This window comes from Paenibacillus sp. FSL H8-0315 (genome assembly GCF_038005365.1).
GTDB lineage: Bacteria > Bacillota > Bacilli > Paenibacillales > Paenibacillaceae > Paenibacillus_AQ > Paenibacillus_AQ odorifer.
In genome coordinates, this window is record NZ_JBBOTA010000001.1 from 3,449,144 (window position 1) to 3,473,109 (window position 23,966).

A 23,966-nucleotide genomic window follows, 5' to 3' on the forward strand; every position below is an offset into this window, starting at 1 on the left:
TCTGGCGGTATAACAGAGTAGGGATTGTGAGTAAGGGTATATACATATTAGGAGGTGTCATCATGAAATGGACGAAAAGGATTCATAAGACGACAATAACCGCCCTCTCGGCGACGCTTATTATGGTTTCAGGCTGGAGTGCACCTGTAACTTCTGTACATGCTGCACCAGCACCAGCGACTTGCGGCACGGGAGATCACGGCTTGCTACAGGCCCTGCAAAACAAGCATTCAGGCGATGTATCCACACCGCTTAGCTTTTCTGATGTTCAGTTTTTGAATGGGAATACCGGACGGGCAGCAGGTAATGGATTTATGATTGGTACCTCTGACGGAGGTTGCCATTTTCAAGAGATATATCAAGGCCAATGGAGCTTCAAACAATTCGATTTTCCCGATAATGTACATGGCTTTGCTCTTGCTTCTGTAGAGGAGGGGCAGGCTCAATATTTAATTGGTACCTCTAACGGTGGCTCGGAGTGGAAGAGACTTTCGAACAATGCCGTCAGCTTTGAAAGAATAAATTTTATCGATAGTAAGAAAGGTTTTGCTTATGAGAGAGCCGCCACGTTTTACACCAAAGACGGGGGGCTGAGCTGGAGTAAAATTTCCACCCCACCCAATACACGAGGCGCTTATTTTAGTGACCGGAATACCGGCTGGGCGGTTGTAATCGTGCCGGGAAGCGGATATCGGGTAATGAAGACCACAGATGGAGGGGGAACTTGGAGCCTTTCACTGAAGGCGGCTTTTGCCGAGCCCGAGTTTGGACAAATCTCCGCTAAGGGAGATCAAGTCGCTGTAGTGCTCTATGGCGGTACGGGGATGAGTCAGACCTCCTACTCGCTATATGAAAGTGCGAACAGGGGGAAAAGTTGGAATCGTGTGATCGCTCAGGAAACTGCCGGCGGCGGACCTGCGCCAGGCAGTGGCAAGGCTGAATTCAATAAAGGGCCAGCCGCTGGCAAACCCGGGAACCTGCAGCTTGTGGGAAACAGCACATCTTTTTTAGTGGGATTTTCCCCAGCAGCAGAGAAAGTGGCAGTTGGACGCTCTTATAACGGCGGTAAGCAATGGACTAATCTTCCGGAGCTCGCTGGTTATGACGGGGTAATCTCCTTCACTAGTAATAAAGAGGGCTGGCTCGCCATCCGTGAGCTTGATTACTCTTCCTTGTATGTGACCAAAGACGGCGGAGCTTCATGGGAACGCAGGTTTTCTTTAAAAGTGATGACCCAATAATTCTCTTCAATAAAAAATATAAGGGTCCGAAGTATTGTGAAAATCGCAAATAAACAGCAGAGCAGCGATTCTCCGGATAATTGGAGAATCGCTGCTCTGTATTTTTTATCCTTGGTTGCTTGCTTGAATAGTACCCTTATCAGTGGCCTTATCAGATCCCTCATCCTCGGAGGGGTACGGACCCAGTTGACGTTATTTGCAAATTTTCGGCCTTTGGGATAGGGTTTCGGACTCCAGTAACACTATCGCCTAGAAAGAGGTTCAAATGGGTTGCTTTTTATGCCAATAGCGACTAAGGGGTCCGTTATCACACCGAATATGGAATCATACTGCGTTTAAGGTCATCTATGTCCGATAGGTGCTTGGTAGGTGCAAATATAATCGAAGTAAATGATATACATAGAGAATGGACGTTCAAAGTGTGCTTTTAATCATCAATATGGTAATATTTTATGTGCTTATGAAGATATGCTTGATTCTGTATTGAAATACTTCTTTGAACTGGATTATAGTGTACAATGGGAAAGCGAAATAGGCCTTTGATTAATATAAAAATGTTTAAGCTTTGCCATTAGACGTTTTTCTTATGCAGAATGCAGAGGCTTGCAGAATGGAGGAACGTGTGATGCCTGAAATACAGTCTGACAAATATGATGTCTCTATTACGCTCGTGAGCCTTCAAGATGGTCAGCGAAATGTTATGGAAGCGAATGGAGAAGTAACATCCAAGGGACCGCATCTATATATTCAATATGAAGAATTAGAGCAGGGTCCTCGCGGAGAGGAAGTTTCTGTTCGTACAACGATAAAGATTGCAGGCAATCAACTGAAGCTAATCCGCCATGGCGGGATTCAGTCGGAGCAGAGCTTTGAAGCTGGACGGCGTCTGCCAGGATTCTACCGCTCGCCATATACGCAGTTCAATCTTTCTACGGAAACGAACAAGCTGGAAGTTGTGCGCGAAGGGCGTTCTTTAACGGTTGCCTGGGAATATGATTTGTACGTTTACGAGGAATTGACAGGAAAGTTCGCTATTAGTTTGCATATACAGGAGGAACCGAAATTATGACACATAGTAAGAATCCGTTAGAGCTTGTAAATGAACGGGTAAAAGAAGCCATCGCCGATGCGATTGTGAATGCTGGGCTGGTTGCACCGGAAGAGGTTCCGGATATTGTACTTGAAGTGCCAAGAGATAAGGCGCATGGTGATTTGGCTACGAATGCTGCCATGCAGTTGACCAAAATTGCTAAACGTAATCCACGCCAGATTGCTGAAGCTATTATTGAGCATTTGGATACGAGCCGAGCTTCTATTGAGAAAGCGGAGATTGCAGGACCAGGCTTTATTAACTTTACCCTGTCTAAGAATTACTTGTACCCAATCATCAGCCTTGTTGCTGAGCAGGGGGATGACTATGGCCGTATTAATCTGGGTCAAGGTCAGAAGGTTGAAATGGAGTTCGTCAGTGCCAATCCAACGGGTAGCCTACATTTAGGGCATGCCCGTGGTGCTGCTGTCGGTGATGCGCTGTGTAATGTGCTTGATTATGCAGGTTATGAGGTGACCCGGGAATATTATATTAATGATGCCGGTAACCAAGTGGCTAATCTGTGTAAATCCATTGAAACCAGATACCTTCAGGAGCTGGGACAAGAGGCAGAAATGCCGGAAGATGGTTACCATGGTGAGGATATTAAGGGTTTTGCGAAGGAGCTTGTGGCAGAAAAGGGCGATACCTTGCTCGAGATGAGCCCTAGTGAGCGCGCTGCTTTTTTCCGGACCTATGGACTTAATAAAGAGTTGGATAAAATCAAACGTGATCTAGGTCTTTTCCGTGTAAACTTCGATATCTGGTTCAGTGAAACCTCGCTGTATGAGAACGGAGAAGTACTGCGCTCGCTGGACGAGCTCCGTGATCGTGGAGAAGTGTACGAGCAAGATGGGGCAACCTGGCTGCAAACGACAAAATACGGGGATGATAAAGACCGTGTCTTGATCAAAAATGATGGCACATATACCTACCTTACCCCGGATATTGCTTATCACAGCGATAAGTATGGCCGCGGTTACGATAAAATGATTAACATTTGGGGCGCTGATCACCATGGTTATATTCCGCGGATGAAGGCGGCAATGTCAGCCCTTGGCAATGATCCTGAGAAGCTAGTGGTTCTGATTGCTCAGATGGTCAGCCTGTTCCAGAATGGTGAAAAGGTCAAAATGTCCAAACGTACCGGCAAAGCGGTTACGATGGAAGATTTGATGGAGGAAGTAGGAATCGATGCGATTCGTTATTTCTTCACCATGCGCAGCATGGATTCTCATCTTGATTTCGATATGGATTTGGCGATCTCTACTTCTAATGAAAATCCTGTATTCTATGTTCAATATGCGCATGCGCGTATTTGCAGTATTTTCCGTCAGGCAGAGGAGCAAGGGATTTCTATCCCTGATTACGCGGAAATTGACTTCTCCAAGCTGACAGCAGTGCATGAATATGACCTGCTGCGCAAAATTGGTGAGCTCCCGGCAGAAATCGCTGTTGCGGCTGAAGGTTATGCTCCACATCGCCTCATCCGTTATGTATATGAGCTGGCTGCGATGTTCCACAGTTATTACAAAGCTGAACGTGTAATTACTGAGGATGCTGCTCAAACCGTGGCGCGTCTTGCACTGCTGGGCGCAACACGTACTACTATTGCCAATGTACTGCGTCTTGTCGGAGTTTCTGCACCGGATCGCATGTAAATCAACAGCAAACGACAAAAAATCCGCCTTCCGGTTTCCTGGGGGGCGGATTTTTCTTTGCTGCCGTTCTTCGCACCGGCATCAGCTGCGCTAACGTCAGAGTGACCCACCCGGTGCCCGGGCGGGGTCTACACGTTCGCGGAGACCGAACGCTTCGCCCTTACTCCTGCTCTCAGCAGGCGTAGGGCATCGGCAGAGCCGCCGCCTAGGGATGCGCGGCGCTGCCCCTTACGCAGCCGCACCGGGGACGCGGTGCGGCGCAAGAGCAGCTTCAGCTCCCTTGGCGTGAGGCCCGGTCGCAGTGCGAGCAGCAGTGCGGCGGCTCCCGTGACATGCGAGGTCGCCATGGAGGTGCCGCTCATTTCTTTGTAGCCCTCCTTCAGCCAGCAGGAGGGCACGCCTTCGCCGGGCGCGTATACATCGATATATGAACCGCGATTGCTGAAGCCGGCAACCCGGTGTCTTTTATCGATGGCGCCCACGGCTATCGTCTCGGGATAACGTGCGGGATAGTCCCCGCCACGTTTGCCGTCATTCCCAGAGGAGGCAATGACGGCGATTCCGGCCCGATACGCTTTTATAACCACATTGTGGAGCGCCTTGCTTCTAGTCTTCATTCCAAAGCTCATATTAATGACGTCGATTCGGTTCTGCACACACCAATCAATACCTAGCACAATATCGGATACATAGGCTGATCCACTATGATCAAAAGCCTTGACTGGATATAGCAGCGCTCGCGGCGCCACTCCCATCATTCCGCGATTCCCCCCTGCTGCCGCTAAGGTTCCGGCGATATGAGTTCCGTGCCCATTATCATCCAGCGGCAGCATTCCGCGGTGTAGTAGGTTGACTCCAGTGGCTAATGAATGCTTCAGATCGGGATGACGGTAATCCGCGCCGGTGTCAATGACGCCGATTTTGACGTGAACTCCGGTTGATTTAGACCATGCCTGAGGAGCATGAATCGCTTTCACCCCCCATGGGAGCGCTGCGATTCCGCTTTTTTCGTTAGCTATGGAATGGATTTGGATTTGCAGATCGTCTTCGACATTTAGAAGGTCTGCAAATCGGTTCATCAGCTTTCCGGCGGCAGCGGGCACGAAGAAGGCCCGAATCAGCGGAGATACCTGTACTTGCCGCAGCTCGGGCTGCTTTGCTTTTAGAGCCTTCCATTGTGAGAAAGCTCCGGCATACTGGCGGGGATCGTTGAAGGTAAGAATACGCCGCTCACCATTTTTGGGGGCAACCGATATTTCTTCAAGAAGCATGTTCCAAAATTTGTAATAGTCCATAGGTTTCGCTGTCCCTCCTCGGTGCCCTGCTGCCATATTGTATGAGCGGAGGGAGGGGTCCGAATGGGAACTTGCCCTTTTTTAAGGAAATGGGCTGCCCAGCGTGTCAAAAGACGGCGCTTTACATAAAATAAACAGAAGAGATTAAAACTCTCTTTGTAACATCCCGTAAGGAGCCGATCCTTGGCGTGGATACAGTCATGCGCGGAGGTCTTCCTCCGCCTTTTTAAATCCCATTTCTAAAAACTTTGGGTGCGGCGAACCTTGCTACAATTACATATCAACTCTTCTTGATGAAGACAGGTTTCCTGTATGGATAATAAGCAGGAGGCTTTTTCTGTTGGACGGTTCTTGCATTTGACTTGCATTTTGTTGTTAAATAGGTTTTACTTAGTTTTGTTAATGGATATTATTGAAATAAACCGTAATGTGAACAATGCGTGAGAGGAAGTGTCCTTTAGTGAGTACGCCACTCAATTTAAAGCTAGACCCTGAGAAAGTTAAAGAAATGCCAATGGTGGATCTTGCCTTTCTGGTGCTTAAAGCAGCCAATACACCGTATTATTACCGTGATCTGATGGTCGAGGTAGCCAAGTTACGCGGCATGACCGATCAAGAAAGCCAAGATACTATTGCCCAGTTATATACCGAGATTAACATTGACGGGCGTTTTGCCTGTGTCGGAACCAACCTTTGGGGACTGAAACGCTGGTATCCTCTTGAGCGCTCCGATGATCCGGTTGGTAACACTAAACGGGTGCGCATCATCAACGATGAAGACGATGATTTGGAAGATGACGATTTTGCTGATGAAGAAGAAAACTACACAGCTGAAGAAGAGGATTTCGACGCTATCGATGAAGATCGCGACGACCTCTATTCTGACGACGACAGCGAAGAAGAAGTCGACGAAGATGTCGTGATCGATGAAGATGACATAGACGAAGACGATACGGACGAAGACGATGCAGAAGATGGCGACGATGAAGATTCCGAGGATGACAAGTAAGATCAATAATCAGAAGAGTCTTGTCTGTGGCATAATTCCTCCCTTGACAGTGGGGGATCGTCAGAGTAAACTATTGCATGGGCTTATCATGTAAGTTAATAAACGTGTTTTCTAAAATAAAAAGTGCCCCGGTTCTACGGGTGTCACTTTTTTGTTTTTTTAGATGCAAAGTAGCTGTAGATTAATGGAATTTGAGGGATGACGGTTTATGTTTTCCCCGGTGAATTAAACTTTTGATTTCCCCTGTTTTGATGATAGTAAAACGGGTTACGATAAACACCATGTGCCGCTTTTATGTTTGGACTTTATTTAGGAGGGTTTTACAGTGACAAAGTATATTTTTGTAACGGGTGGCGTTGTGTCTTCCCTGGGTAAAGGCATTACCGCCGCTTCGCTGGGCAGGCTGCTCAAGAACAGAGGTCTAAAGGTAACGATTCAGAAATTTGATCCGTATCTTAACGTAGACCCTGGAACAATGAGCCCTTACCAGCACGGAGAAGTCTTCGTAACGGATGACGGTGCAGAGACTGACCTTGACCTTGGGCACTATGAACGGTTTATTGATATCAATCTGTCGAAGAACAGCAATGTGACGACAGGTAAGATCTATTCATCCGTAATCAGCAAGGAACGTCGTGGAGAGTACTTGGGTGGAACTGTACAAGTTATCCCGCATATTACGAATGAGATCAAAGAACGCGTGTTCCGCGCGGGCCGCGAGACCAACTCTGATGTTGTTATCACAGAGATCGGCGGTACTGTAGGGGATATTGAAAGTCTTCCGTTCCTGGAAGCGATTCGTCAAATCAAGAGTGATATTGGCCGGGAAAATGTGATGTATATCCACGTAACCTTGATTCCTTATATCAAGGCTGCTGGAGAAGTGAAGACGAAGCCGACACAGCATAGCGTTAAAGAGCTGCGCAGTATCGGTATTCAACCGAATGTCATCGTGTGCCGTACGGAATATGAGCTTTCCGCAGATATGAAAGCCAAAATCGCACTCTTTTGCGATATTGATGCTAATGCTGTTGTGGAATGCCGCGATGCTTCGACGTTATATGAAGTTCCATTGAACCTTCGTGATGAAGGATTGGACGAGATTGTTGTTAATCATTTGAAGCTTACAACACCTGCGCCAGATATGCGCGAATGGGAAAGTATGCTTAGCCGGATTCAGAAATTAGAGAAGACAGTAGAAATCGCAATTGTAGGTAAGTACGTAGCACTGCATGACGCCTATTTGAGCGTTGTTGAATCACTTTCACACGCAGGTTTTGCTGCGAATGCAGAGGTTAAGATCCGCTGGGTGAATGCAGAGGAAATTACGGATGAGAACGTGGACGAAATGCTGCGTGGTATTGGCGGTATTCTTGTTCCTGGTGGTTTCGGTGATCGGGGAATCGAAGGTAAAATCTCCGCTATTCGTTATGCCCGTGAGCAATTGATACCTTTCTTTGGCATTTGCCTTGGAATGCAGGTTTCTGTAATTGAATATGGCCGTTCTGTTCTTGGACTACAAGGTGCAAACAGCTCCGAAATCGATCCAAATACACAATATCCATTGATTGATTTGCTTCCTGAGCAAAAAGATATTGAAGATATGGGCGGCACTATGCGTCTTGGGTTGTATCCTTGTAAGATTATTCCGGACTCTCTGGCAATGTCTTGCTATGATGATGAACTGGTATATGAGCGTCACCGTCACCGGTATGAGTTCAACAATGCTTACCGTGACGAAATTGAAAAAGCAGGACTGGTTATCTCCGGAACTTCTCCGGATGGCCGTCTAGTTGAGATCGTAGAGCTTCCAGAGCATCCGTGGTTCCTCTCGGTTCAATTCCACCCGGAATTCACTTCACGTCCGAACCGCCCGCAACCGCTATTCCGTGAATTTGTCAAAGCCTCTTTGACGCATTCCGAGCAGCAATAATTTATACACAGACAGAAAGAACCCTCGGTTCTTAAATAGTCGAAGAGAGCCTTCATCCGAAGGCTCTCTTTTTGTATTACCCTTTAATAGAAATATTGTAACTGACATTTATTTCATTTTAGACTCTTTATTTACCCATTTTATCCAATTAGCAGGATTTGGACAGTAAAGCACGAATAATAGGTTTCGTATGGAGTAGTTTCTAAAGGGGCCGGTCGCTGTGGAGAGCGCGGTATAGTCAATCTGCCTTAATTTCTGGGAGGGTATCGTATGGAAAAGAAGAAAGTATTAATTGTCGATGATCAGAATGGGATCCGGATTCTTCTTATGGAAGTGTTCAATAGTGAGGGATATACAACATTTCAAGCGGCTAACGGAAAATTGGCATTAGACATTGTTCGCAGCGAGTCACCCGATTTGGTCTTACTCGATATGAAAATACCGGGAATGGATGGACTCGAGATTCTGAAGCATCTAAAGGAGATCAATCCGTCCATTAAGGTCATTATGATGACGGCCTATGGTGAACTGGACATGATTAAGGAGGCGACCAAGCTAGGGGCGTTAATGCATTTTACAAAGCCGTTCGACATAGACGAAATGCGCGTAGCGGTAAACATGCATCTTCATAACAAGTCTGTGGATCAATGCAGTTAGAACGGTGATTTCTGTATCGGTCCTATTTAGCGTGGTGACTCCGAAGAGGATGAGTGTAATTGTTATATGGGCTGGATAAAAATCGTCCCACCGGGACATTTTTTTGTTTACCCTATTTAGTATTTGACACAGGATGTGCTATAATAAGCCTGTATGTGATGTCGGTTTAAAAACATAGCCAACCAACATTCTTAGGAGGATGAAACCATGCCATTAGTATCTATGACAGACATGTTGAACAAAGCACTTGAAGGAAAATATGCAGTAGGTCAGTACAACATTAACAACTTGGAGTGGACTCAAGCTATTCTTGGTGCCGCTGAACAAGAAAAATCACCAGTAATCCTTGGTGTATCTGAAGGCGCAGCACGCCACATGGGCGGCTTCACTACTGTTGTTAAAATGGTTGAAGGTCTAATTATTGACATGAATATCACTGTTCCTGTAGCTATCCACCTTGACCATGGATCTAGCTTTGATAAATGTAAAGCAGCAATTGATGCTGGATTTACATCCGTAATGATCGACGGTTCCCATCACCCAATCGATGAGAACATCGATATGACTAAAAAAGTCGTTGAATATGCTCACGCTAAAGGCGTTTCTGTAGAAGCTGAAGTAGGTACTGTTGGTGGACAAGAAGACGACGTTATCGGCGGCATCATGTATGCTAAGCTTGATGAGTGCGTACGTATTGTGAAAGAAACAGGTATCGACACCCTGGCTCCTGCACTTGGTTCCGTTCATGGACCTTACCATGGCGAGCCTAACCTCGGATTCAAAGAAATGGAAGAAATCCGTGACGCTACTAACATCCCAATGGTTCTTCATGGTGGTACAGGTATTCCTGAACATGACATCAAGAAAGCCATCTCCCTGGGTACTTCCAAAATCAACGTGAACACTGAGAACCAAATCGTGTTCGCAAAAGTGGTTCGCGAAGTTCTAGCTGCTAAACCTGATGCTTACGATCCACGTACATTCATCGCACCAGGCCGTGATGCAATCAAAGAAACCGTTATTGGTAAAATTCGCGAATTTGGATCCAACAACAAAGCCTAATCATTGTAGCTTCCGCCTCAGGTGGACAAGCAATTTGTTAAAGGATAGGGCTATTACTCTGTCCAGTTGAATAGTTTGATGAGGAAAGCACACCGCTTAGCCGGTGTCTTTCCATTTTCATCACTAAAAGTCCACAGCACGTATTGCCCACCCAGCTGCAATACACGTAGGGGGAAATTGATAAATCTATGGAAAAATTAATGATTGGCGGTGGACGTCCGCTAGAGGGCGTTGTAACCATCAGTGGAGCAAAGAATAGTGCCATCGCGCTTATTCCTGCGGCAATTTTGGCCGAATCTGAAGTTGTTCTGGATAATTTACCGTCCCTTAGTGATGTAGCCGTATACTCCGAAATCTTGCAAGAGCTTGGCGCTAATGTATCCTGGTCAGGCAATCAGATGAGAATTGACCCTTCACGTATTGTATCTATTCCAATGCCCAATGGGCCGGTTAAGAAACTTAGAGCTTCGTATTATATGATGGGAGCTCTGCTTGGAAGATTCAAAGAAGCGACAATAGGTCTTCCTGGTGGCTGTAATTTTGAACCTCGTCCAATTGATCAACATATCAAGGGATTCGAGGCTTTGGGAGCAACAGTTACCAACGAACATGGTTCTATCCACTTATATGCAAAAGAGCTACGCGGTGCGAAGATTTATCTGGACGTATCAAGCGTAGGTGCCACTATAAACATCATGCTGGCGGCTTCACGAGCCAAAGGCTCTACAATTATTGAAAATGCGGCTAAAGAGCCTGAGATTATAGATGTAGCTACCCTATTGAACTCTATGGGCGCTGTTATTAAAGGCGCTGGTACAGAAACCATCCGGATCGAAGGGGTCTCGGAAATGCACGGTTGCCGTCATTCCATTATTCCCGATCGGATTCAAGCAGGAACTTATATGATTGCCGCTGCGGCTACGCGCGGTAATGTGTTGATAGATAATGTTATTCCTAAGCACTTGGAAGCCTTAACAGCCAAGCTTTTAGAGATGGGCGTGGATATTGAAGAGCTTGATGAAAGTATCCGAGTTATAGGTAGAGCTAATTATGAACATGCAGATGTTAAAGCACTGACCTATCCTGGATTTCCTACAGATTTACAATCTCCTATGACAAGTATGCTGACACAGGCAGAAGGGGTTAGTGTGCTTAGCGATTTCGTCTACAGCAACCGCTTCAAGCATGTGCCAGAGTTGGTAAGAATGGGCGCAAAGATTCGTGTTGAAGGCCGATCTGCAATTATTGAGGGCAGTAAACTTAATGCTGCTAAAGTAAAGGCAGCTGATCTGCGTGCGGGTGCAGCCCTTGTCATTGCCGGGTTAACAGTAGAAGATGGTATTACTGAAGTGACCGGCGTAGAGTATATTGATCGTGGTTATGATAATTTAGTGAGCAACCTTCGGCAACTTGGTGCTCATGTTTGGCGTGAGAATGAATAATATTAGGATATCCCGCTTGGAAGGAGTATTAATTTGCGGCCAAACCGCATATTTCCTTCCATTTGGGGTAATACTAACCTAATGAGCATTTTAATAGAATCATATTTTTGCCTAGTAGATAGACTAGGAAGAACTCATTTAAAAATTGAATAGGTGGTTATTACATGGATCTTCAAATTTCCGATCTGGAAGAAATGAAGCTGACCGAGTTATATAAGCTGGCCAAGAAATACCAGATTCCTTATTACGGACAGCTGAAGAAACGGGAACTGATCTTTGCGATCCTTCGGGCACAGGCAGAGCAGAGCGGTCTCATGTTTATGGAAGGCGTACTAGAAATTTTGCCTGAGGGCTATGGATTTCTTAGGCCGATTAACTATTTGCCCAGTGCTGAAGATATTTACATCTCAGCTTCACAAATTCGTAAGTTTGATCTCAGAAGCGGAGATCTTGTGTCTGGTAAATGTCGGACACCAAAAGAAAATGAACGATATTTTGGCCTGCTTCAAGTCAATGCCGTTAATGGCGAGAACCCTGCTAGTGCAGCGGAGCGTCTTCATTTTCCAGCATTAACACCACTTTATCCGCAAGACAAGCTACCGCTTGAAACATCCCCTACTCATTTGTCTACCCGAATAATGGATTTGCTCGCTCCTGTAGGTTTGGGGCAGCGGGGTTTGATTGTAGCACCTCCAAAAGCAGGAAAAACGCTCCTCTTAAAAGAAATTGCCAATAGTATTTCCACTAATAATCCTGAGATTGAGCTCTTTGTATTGCTGATTGATGAACGTCCTGAAGAAGTAACCGATATGCAGCGTTCTGTAAAAGGCGAAGTGGTTGCATCGACGTTTGATGAGCTTCCAGAGAATCATATTAAAGTGGCTGAGCTTGTGTTGCAAAGGGCACTTCGTTTAGTTGAGCACAAGAAGGATGTAGTTATTCTTTTGGATAGCATTACGCGTCTGGCGCGTGCTTATAATCTGGTGGTTCCACCATCTGGACGTACACTTAGCGGGGGGATTGACCCGGCGGCTTTTCACCGGCCGAAGCGGTTTTTTGGTTCTGCACGGAATGTGGAAGAAGGCGGCTCATTAACTATTTTGGCAACAGCATTAATAGATACTGGCTCGCGTATGGATGATATTATATATGAAGAATTTAAGGGTACCGGTAATATGGAGCTTCATTTGGACCGCAAATTGGCGGAACGCCGGATATTCCCAGCTATCGATATTCGTCGTTCAGGTACACGTCGCGAAGAAGTGCTCTTGAGCAAAGAAGAACTGGATACGATTTGGGCGATTCGCAAAAATATGAACGAGTCCTACGATTTTGTGGAGGGATTCATCAAAAAGCTGCGTGATACGAAGACTAATGCTGAGTTCTTGGCATCCTTTGACGTTGCTGGGGCAAAAACAACACCAAACGGGACTGCAAGTAACGGAGGCACCTCCAACAGCGGTACAGCTGCTCGTCGTACCACACGGGCGAAGACACCTTCAGTACCTACAACTTGAGAATTGATAATAAGAGGAGACTAACATGTATTTGGTATATGCCGACGGGCAAGGAAACGTATATGATCATCCTGAACTGTACGGGCTAGCCCGTAGTGGGGATATGATTGTTGAAATGCTGGAGGAAGAATTAATTCCATTACCAGAAGGTGCTACGCTCGTGGGCTTGCCTAGTACACGTGCTGTGGGTATGAATCCTGAGACGGGTGAAATGATGTCTTTGCCGGAAGGTTCGCAGGCTGTCGGAGCGCTGCTGCCGCAAGGCTACACTCGTCTATGTCTTCCTGGTTATGTGAAGACAGATAAGTCTTATAAGCTTCCTCTGTTTGGGTATTCGGCTGTAGTGTGGAAGGATGGCGGGTTCTATGTTGCGGCAGACCCTACCGATAATCCAGAGAAATGGAATCCACTTAATTGTGACAAAGAAGATCTTGAAGTCAGTGTTGGTGAGATGACAGCCAAATATCCTGATAACCGCCTCTATGAGCATCTTTCTAACTGTGCGCTTGGCTATGAATGCCTGACTTCCTCCAATACCTTTTTAGGGCGTTGGGAGGGCGGTGTACCCGTCTCTTATTCATGTAATGCTGGATGTTTTGGCTGTATTTCTGAGCAACCTGATGATAGCGGCTTTGTATCTCCGCAGACTCGGATGAATTTCCGGCCTACGGTCAACGAAATTTCACAAGTTATGTTGGAGCATTTAAAGACGCCTGAATCGATTATCAGCTTTGGACAAGGCTGTGAAGGGGAACCTTCCACGCAGGCAAAACTTATTATAGAAGCTATTCGTGAAGTGCGCTCGATTACTGATATGGGCTATATCAATATCAACACCAATGCGGGATTAAGCGATCATATGCGAGGAATCGTTGATGCTGGGCTCGATTTGATGCGTGTCAGCACAATCAGTGCCCTTGATGACCATTATAATGCTTATTACAAACCACGCGGTTATACATTGGCCAATGTAGAAAAATCTTTGAAATACGCTGCTTCGCAGGGGGTTTACACATCGATCAATTATCTGATCTTCCCTGGAGTGACTGATCGCGAAGAAGAGATTGAAGCGATGCTGGAGTTTGTAAGACGTACTGATCTGAAGCTTATTCAGATGCGCAATCTAAACATTGACCCGGAGAGTTATTTAGAGTTGATTCCTCCTGCCCAGGGTGAAATCCTTGGGATGAAGACGATGCTTGATATTTTCCGCGATGAACTGCCGGATGTAGTTATAGGCTCTTATACACATGTGCCACCAGCAGATATGGCGCGGGCTAAGCGGCGGGGAATCAATATTTAAGCAGCTAAAATGTAAAAATGAAACATATTGCCCAATTTGATATTTCGTGCTAAAATACCACAGTGTAATCATATAACTCTGGGTCCGCATGAGGCTTAGGGCATGAGAGGTGAAATTCAAAATGCAAGAAGCAATTCAACCAAAGTATAATGTAACTAAGGTAACCTGCGCATGTGGCAACACTTTCGAAGCTGGCTCTGTTAAACAAGAGCTTCGTGTCGAAATTTGCTCCAACTGCCATCCGTTCTTCACTGGCAAGCAGAAGTTCTTGGATGCCGGCGGTCGCGTTGATAAATTTAAGAAGAAATATGGTATCTAATTCGAACAGTCGCTTTGCGGCTTAACAGTTAGATTGAGCCCCCAGCTGTATAGCTGAGGGGCTCATTTTATGTCTTAGAGTTGATTTTTGTCCGAGCGTGAGCTATACTTATCTTCGCCGTGCTAGACGGGGAGGTAGCGGTGCCCTGTAACTCGCAATCCGCTGTAGCGAGGTTGAATTCCTGTTAGAGGTGCTATCGATGTGAGGCCTTGGTTCCTACGGGCTGTGTTGACAGTTGGGTCCTCCGCAATGAGTGCTTATGAACCTGGTCAGGTCCGGAAGGAAGCAGCCATAAGTAAGATTACTCTTGTGCCGGAGGGTGGCCTAACTCGAGCAGTCATGTAGGGTTGCCGCTTGGATCGTAGCCATCAATAACAGGTGCACGGTTTATAATTCTGTTTATCATAGCATCTTTGCCACAAGCAAAGATGCTTTTTGTTTTTGGTCAATAGCCGATGAATATAGTATAATAAATTTGCGACAAATGCCGGGAAAGCGGCAGCTTAAGAGAGGGTAATGCATAGTGGAACATATCGCGCTGTACCGTGCTTGGCGGCCGCAGTCGTTTCAAGACATGGTTGGACAACAGCACATTATCCAAACGCTGCAGAACGCAATTCGTGAACAGCGGGTTTCGCATGCCTATCTGTTCAGCGGTCCGCGGGGAACTGGTAAGACAAGTGCTGCTAAAGTCTTAGCTAAAGCGGTTAACTGTGAACGTGGGCCAGGTCCGGAACCTTGTAACGAATGTCCATCCTGCTTGCGAATCGCTGCGGGTAATGTAATGGATGTGCAGGAAATAGATGCGGCATCAAACCGGGGCGTAGAGGAGATTCGTGATCTGCGTGAGAAGGTGAAGTATGCACCTACCGAGGTGCGCCGTAAAGTGTATATCATTGATGAAGTGCATATGCTGACGACAGAAGCTTTTAATGCTCTATTAAAGACTTTGGAGGAACCGCCGTCACATGCGATGTTTATTCTTGCGACAACGGAACCTCACAAATTGCCGGCGACAATAATTTCCCGTTGTCAGCGTTTTGACTTCCGTAGAGTGGCGTTAGAAGAACAGACCGCCCATCTGACTGCTATTTGTGAGAAGGAAGGGATTACAGCGGATAACAACGCATTGCAGTATATTGCCCGTCTATCTGATGGTGGTATGCGTGATGCATTGAGCTTGCTGGATCAGATTTCATCCTTTACAGATGGTAATGTTACGTACGAGCAAGTGTTAGGAATGACAGGGGGAATTCCCTCCGAGCAATTTGCACGTCTTGCCACTGCCATATTAGAAGGTGATATGGGTCTTCTTCTGGAGCTCGTTGAGCAGCTTATGCATGAAGGTAAAAGTGCAGATAAATGCCTAGAGAATCTCATGTATTATTTCCGTGATTTATTGATGATTAAGATGGTACCCGAGGCCGATCAATTAACAGAGCGGGTGCTGAATCCTGCTGAATTTAAAGATATGGCCACCGCATTTTCTCGGGAGCGTCTATTTCAGATTGTAGATACAATCAATAAATACCTAGGTGAAATGAAATACGCAACACATCCTCAGACACTGTTTGAAGTGGCGCTGATGAAGCTTTGCAGCTTGCAGCAAGAGGTAAGTCAGAGTGCCGCATTTGCTCCGTTAGGTGAAACAAATGCCGGAGTAAGCGCGAATAATTCGAGCATTGACTCTGGTGAACTGGATCTTCTCAAAAGACAGATCGCAGCACTGGAGAAGAAGCTGGAACAGGCAATGCAATCCGGTGGTATTTCCGGAGGAGGGCGTGATGGTTCTCCTGCACCGAAATCGCACGCGGTTCCAACACCGCGGGTTTCTTCAGCCTCCAAAATGCCTCCTAACGTAGATAGGTTTATTGCTGGTAAGGATAGTCCCGATTTTGCAGCTATCTATAAACAGTGGAGCCTTGTCCTGCAAGGAGTAAAAGAGGAAAAGGTAACGGTTCATGCATGGTTTGTAGACGGTGAGCCAGTATCGATTATGGAGGATGCGGTACTTGTTGCATTCAAGAATACGATTCACCGCGATACTACTGAGAAGCCGGCAAACAGACAGGTTATTGAGAGTGTGCTTGCAGCGCGTCTAGGCAAACCTTATAGACTTGTAACCATGATGCTTCGTGACTGGAATGAAGCTGCCCAGAAGTCTGTGGGACAGACTGGCAAAGAAGAACTGCAGCTGGAGCATGAACACGATACTGCAGAAGCTAAACCTGAACCTTGGATTGATGAGGCTATCCAGCTTTTTGGAGAAGACCTTGTTGTCATAAAAGAGTAATATAAACATACTAGCGCTAATTGCGCATTCCAAAGGAGAGACGATGTATGAATAATATGAACCAAATGATGAAGCAAGTTAAGAAAATGCAGGAGCAAATGCTTAAAGCTCAAGAGGAACTCGGAGGCAAGGTTATTGAGGGTTCATCAGGTGGCGGCGTAGTTACTGTTCAAGTAAACGGCCACAAAAAATTGCTGTCTATTCAAATTAAACCGGAAGCCGTTGATCCGGAAGATGTTGAAATGCTGCAAGATCTTGTAATCACTGCTGTAAATGATGCATTGACTCAAGCTGAAGAGCTTGCTAACAATGACATGGGTAAATTCACTGGTGGAATGAAGATCCCAGGCTTGTTCTAATAGCCCACTCCACTTCAGTCTAAAGGAGAATTATTAATTTGTATTATCCCGAACCGCTAGCTAAGCTGATCGATGCTTTTACGCGTTTGCCCGGGATTGGACCGAAGACAGCCGCCCGGTTAGCTTTTCATGTGCTTAACATGAAAGAGGATGAAGTCATTGATTTTGCAAAAGCGCTAGTAAGCGTCAAACGCAATCTTCACTATTGCTCGGTCTGCTGTAATATTACGGATACGGACCCATGTAAGATATGTCAGGACAAAACTAGAGATCCTTCAGTGATATGTGTGATTCAAGACTCTAAGGATTTGGTGGCTATAGAACGAACCAAGGAGTTTAATGGATATTACCATGTTCTTCAGGGTGCTATTTCACCTATGGAAGGTATCGGCCCTGATGATATTCGCCTGAAAGAATTATTGACCCGTCTGAGTGATGAGAGAGTAAGTGAGCTTATAATGGCGACTAACCCCAACATTGAGGGAGAAGCAACGGCGATGTACATTTCTCGTCTTGTTCGGCCGTTTGAGATTAAAATCACCAGGATAGCTCATGGCTTGCCTGTAGGTGGCGATCTTGAATACGCTGATGAAGTTACTTTGTCCAAAGCGTTGGAAGGCCGTCGCGAGCTATTCTAGCAGCTCTATAGTGGTATTTTTCAAAAAGGAAGCCCTCGGGTTTCCTTTTTTTTGTTCTAAGTTTGTCCCTATCCCGATATGAATGAGAATAACGAGATGTGTATTTTGCATCAGAATTATTCTGAGGAGGAATTGAAATGGGATGGTGGAGAGAGCTGTGGTGGGGAGTGGATAAGGAACAAGGCGCAAAGGAAAGTGAGGGATGGGAAACCCTCTTAGAGGTCCGTAAGGCGCATTCAGAGTGGGAGAGGGCGTACCTGATGTTCGACGAGGCGTTGGGACAGGATCAGATAGATTACGCGATATATATTTTGGAGGCTGCAGAACGTAAATATCAGATACATCTCAAACATGCAAAAAGCTTGGGGTTGAACAGCAGTCAAATATAAGGGCTTATAAATAAATGTATAAGGGGGATCTACATGCTTAGAATGATAGCTATGGGCGTATTGATATTATCCGTTATCTTATTAGGTTTAGTTGTATTTAGAAAAAAGCTGGGTTTTGGGTGGCTAAGTTTATTTGGGGTTCATTTGGTATTGGCTGCACTCGGGATATATGTAGTGAACTTCTCAGGTTTGCTCACGCAGGTGTATATCCCTTTGAACCCTGCAACTATAGGCGCAGTAACGGTTCTTGGGCTTCCTGGCGTGGTTATGTTACTCGGATTAAGAATAATTTTATTTTAATGCTTGACGTGGCTTTGAAAAATATGATACATTAAGTCTCGCCCGTTTGGACAAGCTGTTGATTAACAACTTGCTGAAATGGTCAAGCAAAAAAAGAAATTAAAAAAATGCTTGACGAAAACAAAGGCGCTGTGATATATTATAAAGGTCGCTGCTGACAAGCAACGACGACGAAAGATGAGACATTGATCTTTGAAAACTGAACAACGAGTGAGTGGGAAATCACGTAAGTGAAATCCAAATTAGAGAATTAATTTTCTCGTCAGATGTTTCAAAATGAGCATATCGCTCTTTTCAATACTAATTGGAGAGTTTGATCCTGGCTCAGGACGAACGCTGGCGGCGTGCCTAATACATGCAAGTCGAGCGGAGTTATTTTGAAAGCTTGCTTTCAAAATAACTTAGCGGCGGACGGGTGAGTAACACGTAGGCAACCTGCCCTTCAGACTGGGATAACTACCGGAAACGGTAGCTAATACCGGATAATTTCTTTTTTCTCCTGAGAGAAGAATGAAAGACGGAGCAATCTGTCACTGAGGGATGGGCCTGCGGCGCATTAGCTAGTTGGTGGGGTAACGGCCCACCAAGGCGACGATGCGTAGCCGACCTGAGAGGGTGAACGGCCACACTGGGACTGAGACACGGCCCAGACTCCTACGGGAGGCAGCAGTAGGGAATCTTCCGCAATGGGCGAAAGCCTGACGGAGCAACGCCGCGTGAGTGATGAAGGTTTTCGGATCGTAAAGCTCTGTTGCCAGGGAAGAACGTCCGGTAGAGTAACTGCTACCGGAGTGACGGTACCTGAGAAGAAAGCCCCGGCTAACTACGTGCCAGCAGCCGCGGTAATACGTAGGGGGCAAGCGTTGTCCGGAATTATTGGGCGTAAAGCGCGCGCAGGCGGCTATTTAAGTCTGGTGTTTAAACCTTGGGCTCAACCTGAGGTCGCACTGGAAACTGGGTGGCTTGAGTACAGAAGAGGAAAGTGGAATTCCACGTGTAGCGGTGAAATGCGTAGATATGTGGAGGAACACCAGTGGCGAAGGCGACTTTCTGGGCTGTAACTGACGCTGAGGCGCGAAAGCGTGGGGAGCAAACAGGATTAGATACCCTGGTAGTCCACGCCGTAAACGATGAGTGCTAGGTGTTAGGGGTTTCGATACCCTTGGTGCCGAAGTTAACACAGTAAGCACTCCGCCTGGGGAGTACGGTCGCAAGACTGAAACTCAAAGGAATTGACGGGGACCCGCACAAGCAGTGGAGTATGTGGTTTAATTCGAAGCAACGCGAAGAACCTTACCAGGTCTTGACATCCCTCTGAATCTGCTAGAGATAGCAGCGGCCTTCGGGACAGAGGAGACAGGTGGTGCATGGTTGTCGTCAGCTCGTGTCGTGAGATGTTGGGTTAAGTCCCGCAACGAGCGCAACCCTTAACTTTAGTTGCCAGCAGGTAAGGCTGGGCACTCTAGAGTGACTGCCGGTGACAAACCGGAGGAAGGTGGGGATGACGTCAAATCATCATGCCCCTTATGACCTGGGCTACACACGTACTACAATGGCCGGTACAACGGGAAGCGAAGCCGCGAGGTGGAGCCAATCCCATCAAAGCCGGTCTCAGTTCGGATTGCAGGCTGCAACTCGCCTGCATGAAGTCGGAATTGCTAGTAATCGCGGATCAGCATGCCGCGGTGAATACGTTCCCGGGTCTTGTACACACCGCCCGTCACACCACGAGAGTTTACAACACCCGAAGTCGGTGGGGTAACCCGCAAGGGAGCCAGCCGCCGAAGGTGGGGTAGATGATTGGGGTGAAGTCGTAACAAGGTAGCCGTATCGGAAGGTGCGGCTGGATCACCTCCTTTCTATGGAGAATCGTTCTCTGCAATGAGAACATTCAAATCGGAAGCTAAGCTTCCACAATAGAACCCTCGGGTTCGAACACTCACTCGTGTTCAGTTTTGAAAGAGCAAGTCTCTTTCGTATGCGTTTGGTGGCGATAGCGGAGGGGTTCCACACGTACCCATCCCGAACACGACCGTTAAGCCCTCCAGCGCCGATGGTACTTGGACCGAAGGGTCCTGGGAGAGTAGGACGTTGCCAAGCGGACAACCAATTCATTGGTTGATTCACAATGTTATATATGTTATATGGGCTTTTAGCTCAGTTGGTTAGAGCGCACCTCTGATAAGGGTGAGGTCGGTGGTTCGAGTCCACCAAGGCCCACCATATAACATTATAGAGTAATTTTATGGGGCCATAGCTCAGCTGGGAGAGCGCCTGCCTTGCAAGCAGGAGGTCAGCGGTTCGATCCCGCTTGGCTCCACCATAAATTTTTAAATGAATAACTTTTTCAACTTGATCCTTGAAAACTGGATACCGAAACGAATTTGCGTTTTAGAACATCTTTTAGCAACTTGTGCAAACAAGTAAATGTTATTAGTGAGATTTTTCTTCGGAAGAATCAAGGTTAAGCTAATAAGAGCACACGGAGGATGCCTAGGCGCCAGGAGCCGACGAAGGACGTGGCGAACAACGAAACTGCCTCGGGGAGCTGTAAGCAAGCTTTGATCCGGGGGTGTCCGAATGGGGAAACCCAGCTGTGGTAATTCGCAGTTACTCATTTCTGAATACATAGGAAATGTAGAGGCAGACCAGGGGAACTGAAACATCTAAGTACCCTGAGGAAGAGAAAACAATAGTGATTCCGTCAGTAGCGGCGAGCGAACGCGGAACAGCCTAAACCTAAGAGCTTGCTCTTAGGGGTTGTGGGACGTCTCACATGGAGTTACAAAGGAATATGGTAGGTGAAGAGGTCTGGAAAGGCCCGCGATAGAGGTAAAAGCCCTGTAGCCTAAACTGTGTTCTCTCCGAGACGGATCCCGAGTAGTGCGGGGCACGTGAAACCCCGTATGAATCCAGCAGGACCATCTGCTAAGGCTAAATACTACCTGGCGACCGATAGTGAAACAGTACCGTGAGGGAAAGGTGAAAAGCACCCCGGAAGGGGAGTGAAATAGAACCTGAAACCGTGTGCTTACAAAAAGTCAGAGCCCTATTAATGGGTGATGGCGTGCCTTTTGTAGAATGAACCGGCGAGTTACGTTTAACATGCAAGGTTAAGCCGAGAAGGTGGAGCCGCAGCGAAAGCGAGTCTGAATAGGGCGAATTAGTATGTGGACGTAGACCCGAAACCGTGTGATCTACCCCTGTCCAGGGTGAAGGTGCGGTAACACGCACTGGAGGCCCGAACCCACGTACGTTGAAAAGTGCGGGGATGAGGTGGGGGTAGCGGAGAAATTCCAATCGAACTCGGAGATAGCTGGTTCTCCCCGAAATAGCTTTAGGGCTAGCCTCGGTATAAGAGTAGTGGAGGTAGAGCACTGATTGGGTGCGGGGTCCGCAAGGATTACCAAGCTCAGTCAAACTCCGAATGCCATATACTTATTGCCGGGAGTCAGACAGTGAGTGCTAAGATCCATTGTCAAAAGGGAAACAGCCCAGACCATCAGCTAAGGTCCCCAAGTGTGTGTTAAGTGGGAAAGGATGTGGAGTTGCACAGACAACCAGGATGTTGGCTTAGAAGCAGCCACCATTGAAAGAGTGCGTAATAGCTCACTGGTCGAGTGACTCTGCGCCGAAAATGTAACGGGGCTAAACACACCACCGAAGCTATGGCTAGATACGTATGTATCTGGGGTAGGGGAGCGTTGTGTAGGGGTTGAAGGTGTACTGAAAAGAGCGCTGGACACTACACAAGTGAGAATGCCGGTATGAGTAACGAAAAGATCAGTGAGAATCTGATCCGCCGAAAGCCCAAGGTTTCCTGAGGAAGGCTCGTCCGCTCAGGGTAAGTCGGGACCTAAGGCGAGGCCGAAAGGCGTAGTCGAAGGACAACAGTTTGAAATTACTGTACCACCGTAATCCGCTATGAGCGATGGGGTGACGCAGGAGGGTAGTGACGCGGACTGATGGATGTCCGTCTAAGCAGTGAGGCTGATGTGTAGGCAAATCCGCACATCATTAAGGCTGGGCTGTGATGGGGAGCGAAAATTATAGTAGCGAAGGTCATGATCTCACACTGCCAAGAAAAGCCTCTAGCCAGGAGAAGGTGCCCGTACCGCAAACCGACACAGGTAGGCGAGAAGAGAATTCTAAGGCGCGCGGAAGAACTCTCGTTAAGGAACTCGGCAAAATGACCCCGTAACTTCGGGAGAAGGGGTGCCCCGGTAGTGTGAATAGCACGAGGGGGCCGCAGTGAAAAGGCCCAAGCGACTGTTTAGCAAAAACACAGGTCTGTGCGAAGCCGCAAGGCGAAGTATACGGGCTGACGCCTGCCCGGTGCTGGAAGGTTAAGGGGAGTGGTTAGGGGTAACCCGAAGCTATGAACCGAAGCCCCAGTAAACGGCGGCCGTAACTATAACGGTCCTAAGGTAGCGAAATTCCTTGTCAGGTAAATTCTGACCCGCACGAATGGCGTAACGACTTGGGCGCTGTCTCAACGAGAGATCCGGTGAAATTTTAATACCTGTGAAGATGCAGGTTACCCGCGACAAGACGGAAAGACCCCATGGAGCTTTACTGCAGCTTGATATTGAATTTGGGTACGATCTGTACAGGATAGGTGGGAGCCGTAGAAATCGGAGCGCAAGCTTCGGTGGAGGCGCCGTTGGGATACCACCCTGATCGTATCTAGGTTCTAACCTAGTGCCCTTACCGGGTACGGGGACCGTGTCAGGCGGGCAGTTTGACTGGGGCGGTCGCCTCCTAAAGAGTAACGGAGGCGTTCCAAGGTTCCCTCAGAATGGTTGGAAATCATTCGCAGAGTGCAAAGGCATAAGGGAGCTTGACTGCGAGACCTACAAGTCGAGCAGGGACGAAAGTCGGACTTAGTGATCCGGTGGTACCGCATGGAAGGGCCATCGCTCAACGGATAAAAGCTACCCTGGGGATAACAGGCTTATCTCCCCCAAGAGTCCACATCGACGGGGAGGTTTGGCACCTCGATGTCGGCTCATCGCATCCTGGGGCTGAAGTAGGTCCCAAGGGTTGGGCTGTTCGCCCATTAAAGCGGTACGCGAGCTGGGTTCAGAACGTCGTGAGACAGTTCGGTCCCTATCTGTCGTGGGCGCAGGAAATTTGAGAGGAGCTGTCCTTAGTACGAGAGGACCGGGATGGACGTACCGCTGGTGCACCAGTTGTTCCGCCAGGAGCATGGCTGGGTAGCTACGTACGGACGGGATAAGCGCTGAAAGCATCTAAGCGTGAAGCCCCCCTCAAGATGAGATTTCCCAATTAGTAAGACCCCTTGAAGACGACGAGGTAGATAGGTTGGAGGTGGAAGTGCAGCAATGCATGGAGCTGACCAATACTAATCGGTCGAGGGCTTATCCTATACTTAGAATGCAGATTCGTTTCGGATTCAGTTTTCAGGGAGTCAAATTCCTGTTTGGATTGCTGTGGT

At 47.2% G+C, this 23,966-nt stretch carries 17 protein-coding genes, 2 tRNA genes, 3 rRNA genes and 1 other RNA gene; 22 read left to right on the top strand and 1 reads right to left on the bottom strand.

The features are described from left to right. The first annotated feature begins 62 nt into the window (after window positions 1–62). The 3 genes from MHB56_RS15050 (at window position 63) to argS (ending at window position 3,992) form a co-directional block, all read left to right on the top strand. A complete protein-coding gene (locus tag MHB56_RS15050; protein ID WP_341143718.1) occupies window positions 63–1,241 on the top strand; it encodes a hypothetical protein in 1,179 nt (392 codons plus the stop codon). 625 nt (window positions 1,242–1,866) lie between these two features. Beyond that, entirely contained in the window at window positions 1,867–2,310 is a 444-nt protein-coding gene (locus tag MHB56_RS15055) for a DUF1934 domain-containing protein (protein WP_036679946.1), read from the top strand. Continuing rightward, window positions 2,307–3,992 carry an arginine--tRNA ligase gene (gene argS, locus MHB56_RS15060; protein ID WP_036679944.1) on the top strand — a complete coding sequence of 562 codons (1,686 nt, stop codon included), beginning with the start codon at window positions 2,307–2,309 and terminating at the stop codon, window positions 3,990–3,992. The genes MHB56_RS15055 and argS overlap by 4 nt, the downstream gene beginning before the upstream one ends. A 128-nt stretch (window positions 3,993–4,120) precedes the next feature. On the opposite strand, the gene MHB56_RS15065 is transcribed toward argS, so the two are convergent. Beyond that, window positions 4,121–5,287, bottom strand: coding sequence for a S8 family peptidase (locus MHB56_RS15065; protein ID WP_036679942.1), 1,167 nt, complete (start codon window positions 5,285–5,287; stop codon window positions 4,121–4,123). Window positions 5,288–5,747: 460 nt separating this feature from the next. On the opposite strand from MHB56_RS15065, the gene rpoE reads away from it, so the two are divergent. The 19 genes from rpoE (at window position 5,748) to MHB56_RS15160 (ending at window position 23,897) form a co-directional block, all read left to right on the top strand. Beyond that, window positions 5,748–6,296 (top strand): DNA-directed RNA polymerase subunit delta, encoded by a 549-nt coding sequence (gene rpoE, locus MHB56_RS15070; protein ID WP_036679939.1) that lies wholly within the window; start codon window positions 5,748–5,750, stop codon window positions 6,294–6,296. Window positions 6,297–6,621: 325 nt separating this feature from the next. After that, window positions 6,622–8,229 carry a CTP synthase gene (locus tag MHB56_RS15075; protein WP_076130377.1) on the top strand — a complete coding sequence of 536 codons (1,608 nt, stop codon included), beginning with the start codon at window positions 6,622–6,624 and terminating at the stop codon, window positions 8,227–8,229. 270 nt (window positions 8,230–8,499) lie between these two features. Further along, complete coding sequence (locus MHB56_RS15080; RefSeq protein ID WP_036679935.1) at window positions 8,500–8,886, top strand: response regulator; 387 nt, start codon at window positions 8,500–8,502, stop codon at window positions 8,884–8,886. A 207-nt stretch (window positions 8,887–9,093) separates the two neighbouring features. Beyond that, window positions 9,094–9,948: a class II fructose-1,6-bisphosphate aldolase gene (gene fba, locus MHB56_RS15085; RefSeq protein ID WP_036679934.1), complete on the top strand. Its 855-nt coding sequence runs from the start codon at window positions 9,094–9,096 to the stop codon at window positions 9,946–9,948. A gap of 188 nt (window positions 9,949–10,136) precedes the next feature. Continuing rightward, window positions 10,137–11,390 (top strand): UDP-N-acetylglucosamine 1-carboxyvinyltransferase, encoded by a 1,254-nt coding sequence (locus tag MHB56_RS15090; RefSeq protein WP_036679932.1) that lies wholly within the window; start codon window positions 10,137–10,139, stop codon window positions 11,388–11,390. 164 nt (window positions 11,391–11,554) lie between these two features. Then, complete coding sequence (rho, locus tag MHB56_RS15095; RefSeq protein ID WP_036679930.1) at window positions 11,555–12,907, top strand: transcription termination factor Rho; 1,353 nt, start codon at window positions 11,555–11,557, stop codon at window positions 12,905–12,907. Between the two features lie 25 nt (window positions 12,908–12,932). Continuing rightward, complete coding sequence (locus MHB56_RS15100; protein WP_038568079.1) at window positions 12,933–14,210, top strand: radical SAM protein; 1,278 nt, start codon at window positions 12,933–12,935, stop codon at window positions 14,208–14,210. Window positions 14,211–14,331: 121 nt separating this feature from the next. Further along, the gene (gene rpmE / locus MHB56_RS15105; protein ID WP_036679927.1) at window positions 14,332–14,529 is read left to right on the top strand and encodes a 50S ribosomal protein L31; all 198 of its coding nucleotides are present in this window, start codon (window positions 14,332–14,334) and stop codon (window positions 14,527–14,529) included. A gap of 117 nt (window positions 14,530–14,646) precedes the next feature. Further along, an RNA gene (gene ffs, locus MHB56_RS15110) (signal recognition particle sRNA large type) lies at window positions 14,647–14,915 on the top strand. A 137-nt stretch (window positions 14,916–15,052) separates the two neighbouring features. After that, a complete protein-coding gene (gene dnaX / locus MHB56_RS15115; RefSeq protein WP_076280419.1) occupies window positions 15,053–16,822 on the top strand; it encodes a DNA polymerase III subunit gamma/tau in 1,770 nt (589 codons plus the stop codon). A gap of 47 nt (window positions 16,823–16,869) precedes the next feature. Beyond that, window positions 16,870–17,181 (top strand): YbaB/EbfC family nucleoid-associated protein, encoded by a 312-nt coding sequence (locus MHB56_RS15120; RefSeq protein WP_036679924.1) that lies wholly within the window; start codon window positions 16,870–16,872, stop codon window positions 17,179–17,181. Window positions 17,182–17,219: 38 nt separating this feature from the next. Further along, on the top strand, window positions 17,220–17,819 hold the full coding sequence (recR, locus tag MHB56_RS15125; RefSeq protein ID WP_036679922.1) for a recombination mediator RecR: 600 nt from the start codon (window positions 17,220–17,222) through the stop codon (window positions 17,817–17,819). A gap of 137 nt (window positions 17,820–17,956) precedes the next feature. Continuing rightward, complete coding sequence (locus MHB56_RS15130; RefSeq protein WP_076130375.1) at window positions 17,957–18,208, top strand: DUF2508 family protein; 252 nt, start codon at window positions 17,957–17,959, stop codon at window positions 18,206–18,208. A 42-nt stretch (window positions 18,209–18,250) separates the two neighbouring features. After that, entirely contained in the window at window positions 18,251–18,508 is a 258-nt protein-coding gene (locus MHB56_RS15135; RefSeq protein WP_370510561.1) for a pro-sigmaK processing inhibitor BofA family protein, read from the top strand. A 301-nt stretch (window positions 18,509–18,809) separates the two neighbouring features. Further along, a 16S ribosomal RNA gene (locus MHB56_RS15140) occupies window positions 18,810–20,367 on the top strand. 124 nt (window positions 20,368–20,491) lie between these two features. Then, window positions 20,492–20,608 (top strand): 5S ribosomal RNA (gene rrf, locus MHB56_RS15145). Between the two features lie 46 nt (window positions 20,609–20,654). Next, window positions 20,655–20,731 (top strand) — tRNA-Ile (locus MHB56_RS15150). A gap of 24 nt (window positions 20,732–20,755) precedes the next feature. Next, window positions 20,756–20,831: transfer RNA gene (locus MHB56_RS15155), tRNA-Ala, on the top strand. A 139-nt stretch (window positions 20,832–20,970) separates the two neighbouring features. Then, window positions 20,971–23,897: ribosomal RNA gene (locus tag MHB56_RS15160) — 23S ribosomal RNA — on the top strand. Together the 16S, 23S and 5S rRNA genes with 2 tRNA genes alongside form the textbook arrangement of a ribosomal RNA operon. Window positions 23,898–23,966 lie beyond the last annotated feature (69 nt).